The organism is Halorientalis salina, from assembly GCF_005049285.1.
Lineage (GTDB): Archaea > Halobacteriota > Halobacteria > Halobacteriales > Haloarculaceae > Halorientalis > Halorientalis salina.
This window is the reverse complement of record NZ_SOSC01000009.1, coordinates 24,498-40,297: the sequence shown is the minus strand read 5'-3', so window position 1 is coordinate 40,297 and position 15,800 is coordinate 24,498. Positions and strand designations below refer to the sequence as shown.

17 protein-coding genes are annotated in these 15,800 nt (G+C 66.1%); 7 read left to right on the top strand and 10 right to left on the bottom strand.

All coding sequences use genetic code 11. The features are described 5' to 3' along the window. Nucleotides 1-4: 4 nt before the first annotated feature. From E2481_RS14620 to E2481_RS14610, 3 genes are all read left to right on the top strand, one after another. Nucleotides 5-427 (top strand): DUF192 domain-containing protein, encoded by a 423-nt coding sequence (locus E2481_RS14620; protein ID WP_136717899.1) that lies wholly within the window; start codon nucleotides 5-7, stop codon nucleotides 425-427. 59 nt (nucleotides 428-486) lie between these two features. After that, the gene (locus E2481_RS14615) at nucleotides 487-2,154 is read left to right on the top strand and encodes a (R)-citramalate synthase (RefSeq protein WP_136717898.1); all 1,668 of its coding nucleotides are present in this window, start codon (nucleotides 487-489) and stop codon (nucleotides 2,152-2,154) included. 247 nt (nucleotides 2,155-2,401) lie between these two features. After that, nucleotides 2,402-2,863 (top strand): YbhB/YbcL family Raf kinase inhibitor-like protein, encoded by a 462-nt coding sequence (locus E2481_RS14610; RefSeq protein ID WP_136717897.1) that lies wholly within the window; start codon nucleotides 2,402-2,404, stop codon nucleotides 2,861-2,863. 68 nt (nucleotides 2,864-2,931) lie between these two features. On the opposite strand, the gene E2481_RS14605 is transcribed toward E2481_RS14610, so the two are convergent. Continuing rightward, nucleotides 2,932-3,435: an SCP2 sterol-binding domain-containing protein gene (locus E2481_RS14605; RefSeq protein WP_250137837.1), complete on the bottom strand. Its 504-nt coding sequence runs from the start codon at nucleotides 3,433-3,435 to the stop codon at nucleotides 2,932-2,934. Between the two features lie 128 nt (nucleotides 3,436-3,563). Here E2481_RS14605 and coaBC point away from each other — a divergent pair, with 128 nt between their 5' ends. Together coaBC and E2481_RS14595 are read left to right on the top strand one after the other, a co-directional pair. Continuing rightward, nucleotides 3,564-4,733 carry a bifunctional phosphopantothenoylcysteine decarboxylase/phosphopantothenate--cysteine ligase CoaBC gene (coaBC, locus tag E2481_RS14600; protein ID WP_136717895.1) on the top strand — a complete coding sequence of 390 codons (1,170 nt, stop codon included), beginning with the start codon at nucleotides 3,564-3,566 and terminating at the stop codon, nucleotides 4,731-4,733. Nucleotides 4,734-4,819: 86 nt separating this feature from the next. After that, nucleotides 4,820-6,136, top strand: a complete 1,317-nt coding sequence (locus tag E2481_RS14595; protein WP_169302457.1) for an outer membrane protein assembly factor BamB family protein — start codon at nucleotides 4,820-4,822, stop codon at nucleotides 6,134-6,136. 6 nt (nucleotides 6,137-6,142) lie between these two features. Here the strand turns inward: E2481_RS14595 and E2481_RS14590 are convergent, their stop codons facing one another. The 9 genes from E2481_RS14590 to E2481_RS14550 are packed head-to-tail and all read right to left on the bottom strand — an operon-like array spanning nucleotide 6,143 to nucleotide 14,084. Beyond that, nucleotides 6,143-7,849, bottom strand: coding sequence for a Na(+)/H(+) antiporter subunit D (locus E2481_RS14590; protein ID WP_136717893.1), 1,707 nt, complete (start codon nucleotides 7,847-7,849; stop codon nucleotides 6,143-6,145). Beyond that, nucleotides 7,849-9,567: a cation:proton antiporter gene (locus E2481_RS14585; protein ID WP_136717892.1), complete on the bottom strand. Its 1,719-nt coding sequence runs from the start codon at nucleotides 9,565-9,567 to the stop codon at nucleotides 7,849-7,851. Before E2481_RS14585 ends, E2481_RS14590 begins: the two co-directional genes overlap by 1 nt. Then, nucleotides 9,564-11,075 carry a monovalent cation/H+ antiporter subunit D family protein gene (locus tag E2481_RS14580; protein WP_136717891.1) on the bottom strand — a complete coding sequence of 504 codons (1,512 nt, stop codon included), beginning with the start codon at nucleotides 11,073-11,075 and terminating at the stop codon, nucleotides 9,564-9,566. Before E2481_RS14580 ends, E2481_RS14585 begins: the two co-directional genes overlap by 4 nt. Then, entirely contained in the window at nucleotides 11,068-11,424 is a 357-nt protein-coding gene (locus tag E2481_RS14575; RefSeq protein ID WP_136717890.1) for a cation:proton antiporter subunit C, read from the bottom strand. Before E2481_RS14575 ends, E2481_RS14580 begins: the two co-directional genes overlap by 8 nt. Then, nucleotides 11,421-11,924, bottom strand: a complete 504-nt coding sequence (locus E2481_RS14570) for an MnhB domain-containing protein (RefSeq protein WP_136717889.1) — start codon at nucleotides 11,922-11,924, stop codon at nucleotides 11,421-11,423. Before E2481_RS14570 ends, E2481_RS14575 begins: the two co-directional genes overlap by 4 nt. Next, a complete protein-coding gene (locus tag E2481_RS14565) occupies nucleotides 11,921-12,457 on the bottom strand; it encodes a DUF4040 domain-containing protein (RefSeq protein ID WP_256867906.1) in 537 nt (178 codons plus the stop codon). Before E2481_RS14565 ends, E2481_RS14570 begins: the two co-directional genes overlap by 4 nt. Beyond that, nucleotides 12,454-12,777, bottom strand: coding sequence for a monovalent cation/H(+) antiporter subunit G (gene mnhG / locus E2481_RS14560; RefSeq protein WP_136717888.1), 324 nt, complete (start codon nucleotides 12,775-12,777; stop codon nucleotides 12,454-12,456). The genes E2481_RS14565 and mnhG overlap by 4 nt, the downstream gene beginning before the upstream one ends. Further along, nucleotides 12,778-13,053, bottom strand: coding sequence for a cation:proton antiporter (locus E2481_RS14555; protein WP_136717887.1), 276 nt, complete (start codon nucleotides 13,051-13,053; stop codon nucleotides 12,778-12,780). Then, the gene (locus tag E2481_RS14550) at nucleotides 13,050-14,084 is read right to left on the bottom strand and encodes a monovalent cation/H+ antiporter subunit E (protein WP_136717886.1); all 1,035 of its coding nucleotides are present in this window, start codon (nucleotides 14,082-14,084) and stop codon (nucleotides 13,050-13,052) included. Before E2481_RS14550 ends, E2481_RS14555 begins: the two co-directional genes overlap by 4 nt. Before the next feature lie 486 nt (nucleotides 14,085-14,570). On the opposite strand from E2481_RS14550, the gene E2481_RS14545 reads away from it, so the two are divergent. Further along, complete coding sequence (locus E2481_RS14545) at nucleotides 14,571-15,068, top strand: type IV pilin (RefSeq protein WP_136717885.1); 498 nt, start codon at nucleotides 14,571-14,573, stop codon at nucleotides 15,066-15,068. A gap of 151 nt (nucleotides 15,069-15,219) precedes the next feature. Then, entirely contained in the window at nucleotides 15,220-15,753 is a 534-nt protein-coding gene (locus E2481_RS14540; protein ID WP_136717884.1) for a type IV pilin, read from the top strand. Nucleotides 15,754-15,800: the final 47 nt, after the last annotated feature.

Genomic DNA, 15,800 nt, shown 5'->3' with positions numbered 1-15,800 from the left:
TGGTATGCGCGTCGTACACGACCCGGCCGGTGACCGCCGGGCGCTGGCGACGGACGTCGACGTCGCCGAGTCGTTCGGCGAGAAGACCAAGGGCCTGATGGGGCGGTCGTCGATCCCCGACGACTACGCGCTGGTCTTTCACTTCCACGACCCGGACTTCTTACACAGGCTGTTCGATACGATTCCCCGGCAGTACATCCACATGCTGTTCGTCCGGATGCCCCTGGACGTGCTCTGGCTCCGCGAGGACGAGGTTGTCAAGAAGACGACACTTTCGCCGTGGACCGGGATCGGTGCTGCCAGGGCTGATACGATCATCGAACTCCCGAAGGGGGCCGCCGAGGGCGTCGAGGTGGGCGATACGGTCGTTATCGAAGACGGCGAGTCCGCGCCCGGCTCCGAGACCGACGCCGAAGCGGCGGCCTGACGCCGGCCGCGACGGTGCTGTCGGCCGATTTTCGCGCAGGCTGGCAAAGAGATAGATTAATGGGTACGTATTCCCCTACACCTACCCAGCCATGTCGGAATACGACACGGAGGATAGAGGAAGTCGCCGCAAGGCGGCTGGCCGCGAAATTCTCGGTTCGAACTGATGGAAGTGGACAGACGGTGACTCAGAATCGTTTCTTCGGGCGACATCCCGACACGACGGACCTCGCATCGGTAGAGGACGTACAGTTCCTGGACACGACGCTGCGCGACGGCGAGCAGGCTCCCGGCGTCTCGCTGACGCCCGAGGAGAAAGCCCGCATCGCGAGGAAACTCGACGACGCCGAGATCGACTTCATCGAGGCCGGTAGCGCCTGTACCGGCTCCGGCGAGCGCGAGACGATCCGGCGCGTGACGAACCTGGACCTGGACGCGACGATCACGAGTTTCTGTCGCGGGATTCGGAACGACATCGACCTCGCGCTCGACTGTGACGTCGACGGCGTCACCATCGTCGTGCCGGGCAGCGACAAACACATCGAGGAGAAGGTCGGGACCACCCACGAAGACAACATCGAGAACACGGCCGAACTGGTCGAATACGCCAAGGACCACGACCTCTGGGTCGAGGTCATCGGCGAGGACGGCTCTCGCGCCGACCCCGACTACCTCACGGAGCTGATGGCCGCGTCGATGGACGCCGGTGCCGACCGCATCTGTTACGCCGACACCGTCGGCCACGCGACGCCCGACGAGACGCTCGAACGGATCAAGCCGATGACCGAACTCGGCCCGACGAGCACGCACACCCACGACGACCTCGGAATGGCCGTCACGAACGCCCTCGTGTCCGTCGCCGCGGGCGCGGACCTGGTCCACGGTACGATCAACGGCATCGGCGAGCGCGCGGGCAACGTCGCGTTAGAAGAGGTCGCCATCGCCCTGGACCACGGCTACGGCGTCGAGCCGATGGACCTCTCGGAAGTGTACCCGCTGGCCGAACTCATCTCGAACACGACGGGCGTGCCCCTGGCCCCGAACAAGGCCGTCATCGGGGAGAACGCCTTCACCCACGAGTCGGGTATCCACACCGATGGCACGCTCAAAGACGACACGATGTACGAGCCCTACCCGCCCGAGAAGGTCGGGCGCGAACGCCGGCTCGTTCTCGGGAAACACGCCGGGGCAGCCGGCGTGAAGGCCGCACTGGAGGAACACGGCTTCGAGGCCGACGAGGACGAAATCGGCGAAATCGTCCAGCGGGTCAAGGCCATCGGCGATCGGGGCAAGCGCGTCACCGACGCCGACCTGCTGACCATCGCCGAGGAGGTCATCGGTCAGGACCGCGACCGCCGCGTCAGGCTCCTGGAGATGACCGCCGCGAGCGGGTCTGGCACCCCGACAGCCAGCGTCCGCGTCGAGATCGACGGCGAGGAACGCGTCGCCTCCGGCACCGGGTCCGGTCCGGTCGACGCCGCCGTGCAAGCAGTGCAGGAAGCGCTCGGGCACGCCGCCGATGCCTCGCTCGATTCCTACCACGTCGACGCCATCACCGGCGGGACGGACGCCGTCGTCACCGTCGAAGTCGTGATGTCGCGGGGCGACAACTCGGTGACCGTGGCCGTCTCCGACGCCGACATCACCCGTGCGTCGGTCGAGGCCATGGTCGACGCGATCGATCGGCTGATCGCGAACGAACCGGGGCAGGTCATCGCCGACGATTGATGGGTGAGGACCGCTGTGCGTGTCGAACCGCGATCGGCGGCGAGTAGCCGACGACTGACGCGAGACGCGACCGAGAGGGAGCGTCTCGGAACGTACGAGCGGGGAGTGAGCGGTCTTCGAACGCTGCTCGAACGGGCGAGGCCCGTGAGAGGAACGACCCGCGAGTCTCCCGGTGAGGGCGTTGGCCCGAACCGGCCCTGTAGTTTCTTTTCGCTGCCGGTCGAACGACGAGAGTGAGGTCGATCCCATGCCAGACTTACAGCTCTCCAGTCCCGCGTTCGAGGACGGCGAGCCGATTCCCGAGCAGTACGGATACACCGAGGCGAACGTCAACCCGCCGCTTTCGATCACGGGCGTCCCCGACGAGGCAGAGTCGCTGGTCCTGATCGTCGACGATCCGGACGCCGAGGAGCCAGCGGGGAAGATCTGGGACCACTGGCTCGTCTGGAACGTCGACCCGGACACCGAGGAGATCCCCGAGGACTGGTCGGCGGACGCCGAGGGCGCAGTCGAGGGCCAGAACGACTACGGTGAACACGGCTACGGCGGCCCGAACCCGCCGGATCGGGAGCACACCTATCGGTTCATGGGCTACGCGCTGGATACGACGCTGGACCTGTCGTCGGCCGCCGACAAGGACGCGCTCCACGACGCGATGACGGGGCACGTGCTCGCGGACGCGACGCTCGAAGGCACGTACGCACCGTAGGAGGAAAACCGAAGACAGCGCGCCCACCCCCTCAGGGTTCAGGCGCGGTCAGTGGTGACCTGGTCGGTCTATTTCGCGTACTCTTCGTGGGCGAAGACTGCCTCGACCTTGCCGGCGTCCTCGGTCAGGAGGGTGGCGGCGTCGGAGTACTGCAGGACCTTCTGCATGTCGCCGTCGAGCTCGAACTTCCCGGACATCAGCCCGTCGACCGCACCGATGTTGCCGCGGATCAGTTCGACCCAGTTGTCGTAGGTGCCCGTGAGGACGAACCCTTGCTCGACCTCGTCGTCCGACTCGATGAGATAGGCCTCGCTACACTCGCCGTCCTCCAGGCCGACGAAGGCCTGGCCGGTCCCGCCGTCGACGTACGTGTCGAGTTCGTCCTGGAGGTCCGCCGGCAGCGCGTCCAGGTCGATGTCGTCGATGGGCATGTCCGTCATCTTGAAGATGAAGTCGCCGTTGAAGTCGACGCCCCATCCCTCGGAGACGTCGGCGTACTCCTCGTCCTCGTTGACCTTGTTTTTGTACTCGTCGAACCACGCCTGACTCGGAAAGACGATATCGTCCGTCATAGCGTCAAGGTCTGCGAAGTCGACCCTACTAAAGCTTCTCGGACACATACAAGGTTCTTTTAAACGGGGCCGGTCGAGAGCGGTCCCGACCCACAGGAATTTACCCCGGCCGGAAGAAGCGTGAGACGATGCTGGAGGGAGTACACGTCGCGCTCGGGGTGTCGGGTTCCATCGCGGCAGTGAAGACGGTCGAACTCGCCCACGAACTCCGTCGCCGCGGCGCGACCGTTCGCGGCGTGATGACCGAGAGCGCACAGGGGATCGTCCACCCCTGGGCCGTGGAGTTCGCGACCGACAACCCCGTCGTCACCGAGATCACCGGGAGCGTCGAACACGTCGAACTCTGCGGTCGCGACGAGTGGGCCGACGTGTTCCTCGTCGCTCCGGCGACCGCAAACACCGTCGGGAAGATCGCCGCCGCCGTCGACGACACGCCGGTCACGACCTGTGCGACGACCGCGCTGGGTGCTGACGTGCCCGTCGTCGTCGCCCCCGCGATGCACGAACCGATGTACGACCACCCGGGCGTCCTCGATGCCATCGACCGGGTCGAGTCCTGGGGCGTGCAGTTCGTCGACCCGCGGATCGAAGAGGAGAAAGCCAAGATCGCTTCCGAGGACGCCATCGTCACCGAGGTCGCACGCGCGACGACGCCCGATTCGCTCGCCGGCGAGCACGTCGTCGTCACGAGCGGCGCGACGACGGAGTCGGTCGATCCCGTTCGGACGCTCTCGAACCGCGCGTCGGGCAAGACCGGCCGCGCCGTGGCGAAGGCCTGCTACGTCCGCGGGGCCGACGTGACGCTCGTTCACGACGCCGACCGGTACGCCGAGGAGTGCCACTACGCCACCGTCGAACACGCCGAGAGCGCCGCCGAAATGCTGGATGGCGTCCTGGCTCACGCCGACGACGCCGACGCCCTGATTTCGGCGGCCGCCATCTCCGATTACACCGTCGAGGCCGCCGGTGAGAAGATCAAATCGGGTCAGGAGACCCTGACGCTGGACCTCTCGCCGACGCCGAAACTCATCGACACCGTCCGCGAGGAACACCCCGAGCTCCCCATCGTCGGCTTCAAGGTCGAGACCGAGGGTGGCGAGGACATGCTCGTCGAGCGCGCCCGGGAGACGATGGACCGCGCCGGACTGGCCTTTGTCGTCGGCAACCACGCCGACGTGATGGGCGAGACCGAAACGACGGTCCTCCTGGTCGGGGACGACAGCGTCGAGGAATACGCGGGGAGCAAAGCCGGACTCGGCGGGCGTGTCGCCGAGGAACTGGCGGCCGTCCTGTCGTGACGAACGAACCGATATTCTTAGAATCTATCCGGTAGTACGACAGGTCGATGTCGCGACTGTCTCGACGAGAGATACTCCGAACCGGTATGATGGCAGGCATCGGACTGGCAGGTATCGGTGTGACCGGCAGCGCGAGCGCGCAGTCGGCGGCGGCCGGCGACGAGCGGTGGCAGTTCGACGTGGGAAGTCGGACCTCCTCGCCGACGGTCGTCGACGGCACGGTGTACATCGGGGGCAGCGGCGACGGGTTGTACGCCGTCGACGCCGAAAGCGGCGACGAGCGCTGGAACGTCGACATCCGGTCCCAGGAGTCGTTCCCGACGCCGTCGGTCGTCGACGGGACCGTCTTCGTCGCCGCAATAGACGTGACCGCGGTGGACGCCGAGACCGGCGAGGAACTGTGGCAGACCGGTCTCGGCGGCGGGAGTGCCTTTACCGCGCCGACGGTCGCGGACGGACGAATCGTCGTCGGCACCGAGAGCGACCTGGTCGTGGTGTCGGCGACCGACGGCGAGGAACAGTGGCGAGTCGACAGTGTCCTGGGGTGGGACACGCCGACGGTCGTGGACGGCACTGTCTACGTCGGAAGCGGCGACGACAATCTCTACGCGTTCGACCTCGAAAGCGGCGATGAACAGTGGCGCACGGGAATCGACAGCCCCGGCGCACCGACGGTCGCGAACGGTGCGCTCTACGTCGGGAGCGGTAGCGGCGACCTATACGCCCTCGACGCCGAGAGCGGCGACGAGTTGTGGCGGTTCCCGACCGACCGCGGCGTCCAGTCCACGCCGACGGTCGCCGACGGCACCGTCTACGTCGGCTGTAACGACGACAACGTCTACGCCATCGACGCCGAGGGCGGCGACGAGGAGTGGCGCTTCGATGCCGGTGGACGCGTGTACTCGTCACCCACGGTTGCCGGCGGCGTCGTCTACGTGGGCGGCGGTGACAGCGTCTACGCGATCGAAGCCGACAGCGGCGACGAGCGGTGGGCTACAGAGGCCACGGGCGCGGATGTCCCCTCGCCGACGGTCGTGGATGGAACCGTCTACGCGGGCACGACCGACGGCACGCTGCACGCGCTCGGTACTGACCACGACCAATCCAGCGAGGGCTCTCGGGTCGAACTGGGGACGCTCGGTCACCACCACGTCTGGGCGGACGAATCGGGTCCGATACAGTTCGAGACGACGGAAGCGACGACAATGACCGAAGCTACGGCCGGAGAGGCGACGGCAGAGTCCGAGTCCCAGGCCTCGGTCGAACCGTCCTCGACGTCGACGGCTGACACCGGGTCGACGACGTCGAGCGGTGACGGGCCGGGCTTTGGCGTCTGGTCGACCGTTACTGCACTGGGCGGCAGCCTGATCGCCGCTCGCCGATTCGGTTCCGAGAACGACTGAGCGTCGTCACAACAGGAGTACCAGCGCCAGCGCCAGCGCGACCATCACCAGCAGGATGCTGGTGCCGAAGCCGGCCCGGAGGTCGACGCTGTCGGCTCCCGTCACGCTCGCGGCGACGCCGTTCGGGTCTTTGACCGCCCGAACCGTTTTCCGAGTCAGGTCGACGACGGCCTCGTCGACCGCGGCGTAGACCTCGGTGACGGCGACGACGATCCCGCGCGATCCGTAGAAGACCCCGGGATTGTACAGCCGATCGAGGTCGGGAGCCAGCCCGGTCTTTTTCAGCGGCGTCTTGAGCACGACGAACCCGACGATCCCGGCGGCGGCCAGCAGGAACCCTTCGGCGAGGTGGTCCGGGGTGAACGGGTGGTAGGCGAAGGATCCGGGCAACAGTGCGTACAGCGCCGGCGGGTAGAGGCCGTAGACGATACAGAGCGCGGCGGTCGCGACCATGGCGACGCTCTGGCCGGGGTTGGCGTCTCGCACCGCCCCGTCGTACTCGCCGTGGAGGAAGACGTAGTAGCCCAGTTTGATGAAGGAGAGGAAGGTCCCGACGCCGCCGGCCAACAGCAGGTACCAGAGGACGTCGAGGTGTTCCTCGTGGGCTGCCACGATGACCATCCCCTTCGAGACGAAGCCGTTGAAGCCGGGGAAGCCGGCGATGGAGAAGGCGGCCACGAAGAACGTGACGGCCGTGATCGGCATCTTCCGGGCCAGTCCGCCGAGGTCGTTCAGGTCCTCCTTGCCCGTGCGGTAGATGACGACGCCGACGGTCATGAACAGGAGGCTCTTGTAGAGAATGTGGTTGAACACGTGGCCAAAGGCTCCGGCGGTCGCCAGCGCGCCGCCGAGGCCGACGCCGGCGACCATGTAGCCGACCTGGGACTGGATGTGATAGGAGAGCAGGCGGCGCATGTCGTCCTGGAGCAGCGCCATGCTCGCGCCGAAGACGGCCATCAGACCGCCCATGTACGCGATGGCAATCTCGCCGTTCGGGAACGCCCGGTACATCCCGTAGACGCCGGTCTTCGTGGTGAAGACACAGAGGTAGACGCTCGCGGCGAAGTGCGGGGCCGGGTAGGTGTCGGGCAGCCAGGTGTGGAGGCCGACGAAGCCGACGTTGACGCCGATGCCGACGGCCGCCAGCAGTGGCGCGACCGCACCCGTGAGGCCATCCGGCGAGGCGGTAAAGAGGAAGGAGCCGACCTCGGCGTAGTGCCAGACGACGGCGCCGAGGAGGAGGGTCCCGCCGATGCCGTGGAAGATGGCGTAGCGGAAGCCCGACCGGATCGCGCGGCCGCCGTGGTACCAGACGAGGGCGGTGCTGGTGACGGCCATCAGCTCCCAGAAGAAGATCAGGGAGAGCCAGTCACCGCCGAAGACCGCGCCGAGGCTCGTGCCGACGTAGCCCAGCGCGAAGGCGGTCTGGGGGGCGTCGGCCTCGCTGGCCCAGGAGTACAGCACCGCGACGGCGCCGATGAAGCCGAAGATCAGGCCCATCAGCCGGGAGAACGCGTCGACGTTGAACAGCACGGCGTCGAACCCGAACAGCTGGGTGGCCAGATGCGCGCCCTCCGGCACGAACCAGACGTAGGGGACGACGGCGGCCGTGGCGAGCAAGCCGAGCGCGTGGCCGACCCGGCGGCCGACGAACGGCAGCAGGACGGCGGCGAGCAGGACGAACGCGAACGGCGGGACGATCGGATCGACCATCAGACGCTCACCCCCGTCGCGCCGGCGACGATGAGCCGGACGATCCGCAGGAAGACGGCCGCGTCGGGGGCGATCCCCAGCGCGAGCGAGCCGGCGGCGGCAAAGAGGATTGGCGCGAGCATGAACCACGTCGACTCCCCGCCGCGCCACCCGCGGTGCTCCCAGTCGATCTCGTGTTCTTCCCCGTGGTCGTGATCGAGTTGCTCGGCGGCATCGATGTCGTCCTGGATGCCCTGGCCCTCGTGGTCGGGCGCGAAGCCGTGGTCGTCACGGTGACCCTCCGGTTCGTCGGGGTCGTCCGGGTCCGTTCCGCCGTCGGTGACCGCGTCCCGCCCGCCGAACCGGCCGCCGAGCACGCCGGAGACGAGCGGTTTCTCGTCCGACTCGGTCGGCGACTCGAAGAAGGCCGTGTACACCACCGGCCAGAAGTACGCGATATTGAGGATTCCCGAGAGCAACAGCGCGCCGGTAAACAGCGCCTGGCCCGCGGAGATCGTGCCGATGAGCAGGAAGTACTTGCTGACGAACCCGGCGACCAGCGGGATGCCGGCCATCCCCATCGAGGCGACGGCGAAGGCGCTCATCGTCAGCGGCATCCGCTGACCGATGCCCGCCATGTTGCTGATGTCGTCGGTGTGTGTTTCGACGTGGAGCGCCCCCGCGCAGAAAAACAGGGTGAGCTTCATGAACGCGTGCGCGGGGATGTGGAGCAGGCCGCCCACGAGCGACATCGGGTCCAGCACCGCGAGTCCCAGCACGATGTAGGACAGCTGGCTCACCGTCGAGAAGGCGAGCCGGCGTTTTAAGTTGTCCTGCCGGAGCGCGATGATGCTGGCGACAGTAAGGGTAAAGGCGGCGACGGCCGCCAGCGGGAGCCCCATCCCGAGGTCACCGATCAGGTCCGGCCCGAACACGTCGAGGACGAGCCTGGCGATGCCGAAGACGCCGGACTTGACGACCGCGACGGCGTGGAGCAGGCCCGAGACGGGCGTCGGCGCGACCATCGCGTCGGGCAGCCAGGAGTGCATCGGCATGAGTGCGGCCTTGACGCCGAAGCCGGCCGCGAGCAGCGCGAAGGCAACGCGAGCCAGCACCGGGTCGGCACTCGCCAGCTCGGCGATGCCGCCGGGCGTGAACGCGGTCGTCCCGGACAGCCAGAAGACGAGCACCGCGCCGGCGAAGACGGCGACGCCGCCCGCGAAGGTGTACGCGAGGTACTTCCGGCCGGCGGCGCGGGCCTCGTCGGTCTCGTCGTGGGCGACCAGCGGGTAGGTCGCGACCGTCAGCAGTTCGTAAAAGACGAAGAGGACGAGGAGGTTGCCGGCGAAGGCGACCCCCACGGCCGAGGAAACGCTGGCCGCGAAGGCCGCGAAGTAGCGCGTCTGGGCGTGTTCGCCCAGCCCGCGCATGTACCCGATGGAGTAGAACGTCGTCACGAGCCACAGGATACTGGCGAGCAGGCCGAAGAGCAGGCCCAGCGGGTCGACCCGGAGCGCGAACTGGATGCCGGGCAGGAACGTCCCGAAGTCGGTGACGTAGACGTTCCCATCGAGGACGCCGGGGACCATGCTGGCGACGATCCCGAGCATGGTCACGGCGGCCAGGACCGACCAGCTCTCCCGTATGTTCGATCGGTGACCTGACGCGAGGATCGGGACGATTGCGAGCGCCGACACGAGTACGGCCGCGATCGGACGGAGTGAGGCGATATCAGTCATGCGAGGAGCAACTCCAGGGTCGGTTCGAGCAGTCGTCCGTACTCCACCACTGCGACCCCCAGCGTGGCCGCGAGGACGGCCGCCGCGAGGACGGCGAGGTACATCCCCGCCGTGACGCGGCCGCCGTCGGCCAGGACCGCGTCACCGGTCGGCGACCCGGTCTCGGCCTCGGCCGTCGGTCCGTCGCCCACCGACGCCGCCTCGCGGAAGTACATCCGCTCGATCAGGCGCGCGAAATAGGCCAGCGTCAGCAGCGTCGAGGCGAGGATGACCACTGCAAGCGGCCAGATCTGTGCCTCGATGGCGCCCAGCGCGATGTACCACTTGCCGGCGAACCCGACCATCGGCGGGACGCCGACCATCGCCAGCGCGAGCACGGCGAACGCTCCCGCGGCGATCGGCATCCGGTCGCTCAGCCCCTCGTAGCCATCGACTGTGCGTGCGCCCGTCCCCGTGGCGACGAGTCCCGCCGTGAGGAACAGGCCGCCTTTCATGATGGCGTGGCCGACGAGGTGGACGGCCGCACCGATGAGCGCCGTCCGGTTCGTGACCGACAGCGCCGCGAGGACGAGCCCGAACTGCGAGACCGAGGAGTACGCGAGCATCCGCTTGATCTCGGTCTGTGCCACCGCGAGCGCGCTCCCGGCGACGATGCTGACCATCGCACCGGCCACGAGCAGGTCGCGGGCCAGCGGGTTCGCCGCAAGGAAGTCGACGGTGAAGACGCTGAGGATCATCCGGGCGAGCGCGTACGCCCCGACCGTCGAGACCAGCGCGGCGATAAAGGCGCTCACGCTGTCGGGTGCGCCGGCGTAGGCCTCGGGCTGCCAGGTGTGCAGCGGGAAGACGGCGACCTTGATGAACAGGCCGATCACGACGAACGCGAAGGCCGTCTGGACCAGCGTCGAGGTGTACCCGACCGCCGCGAGTTTCGCCGCCAGGTCGGCCATGTTGAGCGTCCCCGTCGCGATGTAGGCGTAGCCGACGCCCAGGAGGAACAGCGACGCCCCGACCGTCCCGACGATGAGGTACTTCAGCGCCGCCACGGCCGACCGCCCGGACCGACCGCTGGCGACCAGCGCGTAGGCGGCCAGCCCCGTGATTTCGAGGAAGACGTACATGTTGAACACGTCGCCGGTGATGCAGACGCCGGTGAGGCCGGCGACCAACAACAGGTACGTCCCGTAGAAGGGGTTCGACCGCGGGCCGGCGGCGTGTGCGTAGGCCAGTACACCCAGCGCGACGGTGGCAATGAGGACGATCATCGACGCCGAGAGCCCGTCGATGACGAGTTCGATGCCGTAGGGGACCTCGAAGCCGCCGACGACGTACTCGATGGGGCCGCCGGTGAACACCTGGTAGGCGAGCCAGGCGGCCAGTCCCGTCTGGCCGATCATGGCGACGACGGCGACCGGCCAGCCGGTCTCGGAGCGGGCGAGGCCGATCAGGAGCGCGACGACGGACCCCAGGATGGGGAGTGCGATCAGGAACGGGGCCAGATCACTCATCGGCACGCACCTCCCGGAGCACGTCGGTTTCGAGCGTCCCGTACTCGTCGTAGATGCGGACGACGAGGCCCAGGGCGACGGCGGTCAGGCTCACCCCGACGACGATGGCGGTCAGGATGAGGACGTGCGGGAGCGGGCTGACGTACGGCCCCGGGCTGCTGAGGACCGGACTGCCGGCCCCCTCGATGTAGGCCGCCGAGATGAAAAACAGGAAGATCCCCGTCTGGAAGACGTTCATACCGATGACCTTCTTGACGAGGTTCCGGTTGCCGATCATCATGTACGTACCGATACCCAACAGCAGGAAGGTCACGAGATAGTGGACCCGCGCCGCGACCAGGTCGATCACAGCAACCCCTCCGACTCGGCAGGTTCGGCGTCGTCGCCGTGTGAGACGCCGGCCGCGATGGCGAAGAACAATCCCACGACGACGCTCGCAACGATGACGCCGATGGCGAGTTCGACGAGTTCGATGCCGTACTTGCTGGCGTGATAGACGGGGTAGGCGTGGTACTCCAGGAAGCGGCCGCCGAGCGCGACCGACCCCATCCCGATGAGCAGGAACACGCTCACACCGATACCCATCACCGCGACGATGGTCGTCGGATCGACCCAGTCGCGCGTCGGTTCGATCCCGAAGGCGATGGCCACCATCAGGACGACCGTGCTGACGATGACGCCGCCCTGGAAGCCACCGCCCGAGGAGTCGGCCCCGTGGAACATGATGAACAGGCCGAACGTGAGGACGAACGGGGCGACGACTCTGACCGTCGCCATGATGATGGGGCTCTCGACGTAGAGTCGCTCGCCGAGGTTCTCGTCGCCGTTCTCGTCGTTTCCGTTACTCATGCGAACTCCTCCTTCTGGAGCACGACCAGCAGTCCGATCCCCGCCGCGAAGACGACCACTGCCTCGCCGAGCGTGTCGAACCCGCGATAGGACGCGAGGACCGCCGTCACGGCGTTTTTGACCTCGGTCTCTTCGTAGGCGTTGTCGAGGTAGTAGTCGGTGACTTCGGAGGTCGCGACCGGGGTCTCGGCCGATCCGACTGCCGGGAGCGCCCCGAGCGTCGAGACGAGGACGCCGACCAGGAGTACCGAGACCACGACCCCTGTCCAGTCGATCGGTTCGAGGATCTTCTCACCGGCCGGCCTGACCGTCTTGGTGATCGTCAGGAGGAAGAGGACGGTCGTCACGCCGGCACCGACGGCCGCCTCCGTCAGTCCGACGTCCGGCGCCCTGAGGAACACCCAGATGATCGAGACGCCGAGGCTGTAGGCGGCGAAGGCGATGATCGAACCCAGCACGTCCCGGAGGACGGCAGTCGCCAGCGCACACGCCAGCACCAGCGCCAACATCACGAAGACGAGCGGACTGGTCACTGTTCGTCACCTCCGTCCTCGGCCGTCCACGGCTCGATGCCCTGGTCGGCCGCGGCACGGGCGATCGCGTGTGCCGCCGTCGGATTGGTGATGAGCAGGAAGACGAGCAGGAGGCCGGCCTTGACCGTCGGCAGGCCCGCGTCGTAGACGACGGCGACGGCGGCGAGGGTCAGCCCGGCACCTAGCGTGTCGGTCTTCGAGGCCGCGTGGGTCCGCGTGTAGAGGTCCGGTAGCCGGAGCAACCCGACCGCTGCCACCAGCCCGAAGAAGACGCCACCGGCCAGCAGGGCGACGACAGCGCCCTCGGTGATGGTGACCATCTACATGACACCTCCGCGTTCGACGGTGAACTTCGAGATGGCGATGCTCATGAGGAAGTTCAAGAGCGCGTACACGAGCGCGATGTCGAGGACGCCGGGGTCGTCGGTCGCCGCGCCGATGAGCGCGATGACGACGACCGTGTTCGTCCCCACGGCGTTGACCGCGATGACCCGGTCCTGCATCGTCGGGCCGCGGACGATGCGGTAGACGATGACGACCGAGAGCGCGACGAAGGCGGCGGTGGCGGCGAACAGCGCGGTCGTGAGCAGAGTCACGATTCCGCACCCCCGTCGTCGCTCCCTTCCTCGCCCCGCTCACGCGGGCTCGGAATCCGCGCTGCGGCTCGTCCGTAGAAGACGAACCGGACCGCACGTTCGAGCCCACCGGAAAACAGGTCGTCCCGAGCGCCCGCTGTCAGCGAGTGGACCGTGAAACTCTGACTGTCCACGTCGACTGTGAGCGTGCCCGGCGTGAGCGTGATGCTGTTTGCCAGGGTGGTCACCGGAATCTCCGACCAGACGGCCGCGTCGAACTCGACCATCTTCGGGTCGATCGGGAGCCGCGGGTGCAACACGACGTAGGCGATCTGGAGGTTCGCAATCACGATCTCCCAGACGAGGTAGAACGTGTACACGGACATGCGGCCGATGCGCTTGAGGAGCCGTCCCGGCCGAACCGGACCGGAAAAGCAGACCCGCCACAGCACCGTCGCGACGATGACGCCGCTCAGCCCACCGGTGACCAGGTCGAAGGTGCTCAGCGACCCGCCGATGAGGAGATAGAACCCGAAGGATAGCGCGGCGACCAGGAGGAACTGGCCGACGTTCCCGCCACGGACCAGCCGAGCCCGGCGCGTCGGCCGCTCGACCGGTGCTTCCAGCACCTCGAACCCGGCCCGCTCTAGCTCGGCCTCCAGCGGCGGCAAGAGCGGCGTCGTTCCCGACGGGCTGAACTCCGGATCGAGGACGACCGTCTCCAGGTCCTCTCGCTCCCCGTACTCGGCCAGTACGTCGGCGTAATCGCCGGGGCTGAACAGGTACTCGCCGGCACCGATAACCGCTGTCTGAACGTCGACTGCCCCGGCGTCGTCGCCGAGGTCGTCGTCGGCCCACACCTCGACGCGTTCGAGGAGTTCGTCGACACCGCTGGTGTCCATTCCAGTCACCATCTGTGGAGAATACGGATAGACGAAATGGACCGCTCCCTCTGCCGCCTTTGATTCGACGACGTGGCGGACGGCGTACGCCACGGTGTTGCGAAGCGCCACCGATTCACTGACCGGTACCAGCAGTCGCCCGCTCGTCATGCTGTTTCACCCACCGGATATCCCGTGGCACGCGTCCGAGCGAGTGCAGGCTGTTGGCACCAGGCTGTTGTCACTGTTGTTCTGCCGTTCGCGGTATCCAATGAAAGCCATTTTGCTTTGCGGTCACGGTTCCGCGACCGCTGTCCGTACCATCCGGACCGAGAACCGCGTCTCGTGTTGGCACATCTTTTATATACTGCGTCAGGCGACTGGTGCCGTTCCATAAGCTAAGCTACACGAATGGCCACGACCGTTTCTCCGTCGTTTCTCGGACTGAGCGCCCTTCTCCCGGACAGCCACCGTGGTAAATGATACCTTACTGAAACGGTAAACAGTGGTTAAAACAGGCCGAGCATTTATATTAGCTCCCGCTCATGTTTCTTGGTAAGCACGCGTTCGGCCAACGGATCAGGACGGGCAAGTGACGAGTGTCGTCAACTGGTCCCGCAACCCGCCGCGAGCCGCGTGTGACCCACCCACCCAACCATGCAACTGAAACAGTTACTCTCAGACGACGACGCAGTGAGCCCGGTCATCGGGGTCATCCTGATGGTCGCGATCACGGTCATCCTGGCGGCAGTCATCGCAACGTTCGTCCTCGGACTCGGCGAGCAAGTGAGTTCGACCGCACCACAGGCCTCTTTCTCCTTCGAATACAATGACGGAGATAGCGAACTATCGGTTACCCACGATGGTGGAGGTACTATTGCTGGGTCTAACCTCTACTTCCGTGGACAGATAAACAACGATACTTCTGTATCAAATAATATCAAATCTGGCAAAACATGGGCAGATCTCGTGTCAAGTGGTGTAAGTACAATCACCGGTAGTATGGGTAGTACTAAAAACGGCGAAAGTGCAGTTGTTGGCGGCGACTACGTAACCTTCGGTATCAAGTCAGATTCCCAACTCAGCCTCGTTTACGAAGGAAGTAACAGCGAGAACTCCGCCACGCTCGCATCCTGGGAAGGACCCGACGCGTAATTCTCACATAGCTCTACTTTTCCGACTTCAAGACTCCATTAACAGCTTCCGTCTTGCGATTCTATTCGTCCCGGCAGCTATCATTTCTGATTGTAGTCGGCCATTGAGTCGACCCAAATAAATAAGTAAAGTAGTAAATAATGGGGTAGGTATGCAGGTGCGCAAGCTGCTCAACGAGGAAGACGCGGTCAGTCCGGTCATCGGGGTCATCCTGATGGTCGCGATCACGGTCATCCTGGCCGCCGTCATCGCATCGTTCGTGCTCGGGCTGGGCGGGCAAACGAACCAGACGCCGCAGGCGTCGTTCTCGTTCGATTACAATTCACACGATGACGAGTCATTCGGGAACGTGACGATCACTCACGACGGTGGGGCAACAATAAAGGCAAACGAGTTGGTCCTCCGTGGGGAAGGGTTCGCTGATACTGGTAGTGCCCCGAATACAGTCGGGGACTACGCAGTAACCGAATCGAATACCAAGTGGAGCGAGGCGAGCGACGAGGGGAACTCGAAAATAACTCCAGCAACGGCCAACGGTGACAAGGGCGGCGACAGCGCCGTCGTCTCCGGTGACCGGATGCGTGCGTGGGTCGACAACGACTACGAACTCGACCTCGTCTACGAGTCCTCCGAAGGCGACAACTCCGCGACGCTCGCCGAGGACAACGGCCCGGCAACGTCGTAACCACGCGTTACTTTCCGTTTTTATCGACCGACTGCTGAGCGACAGCG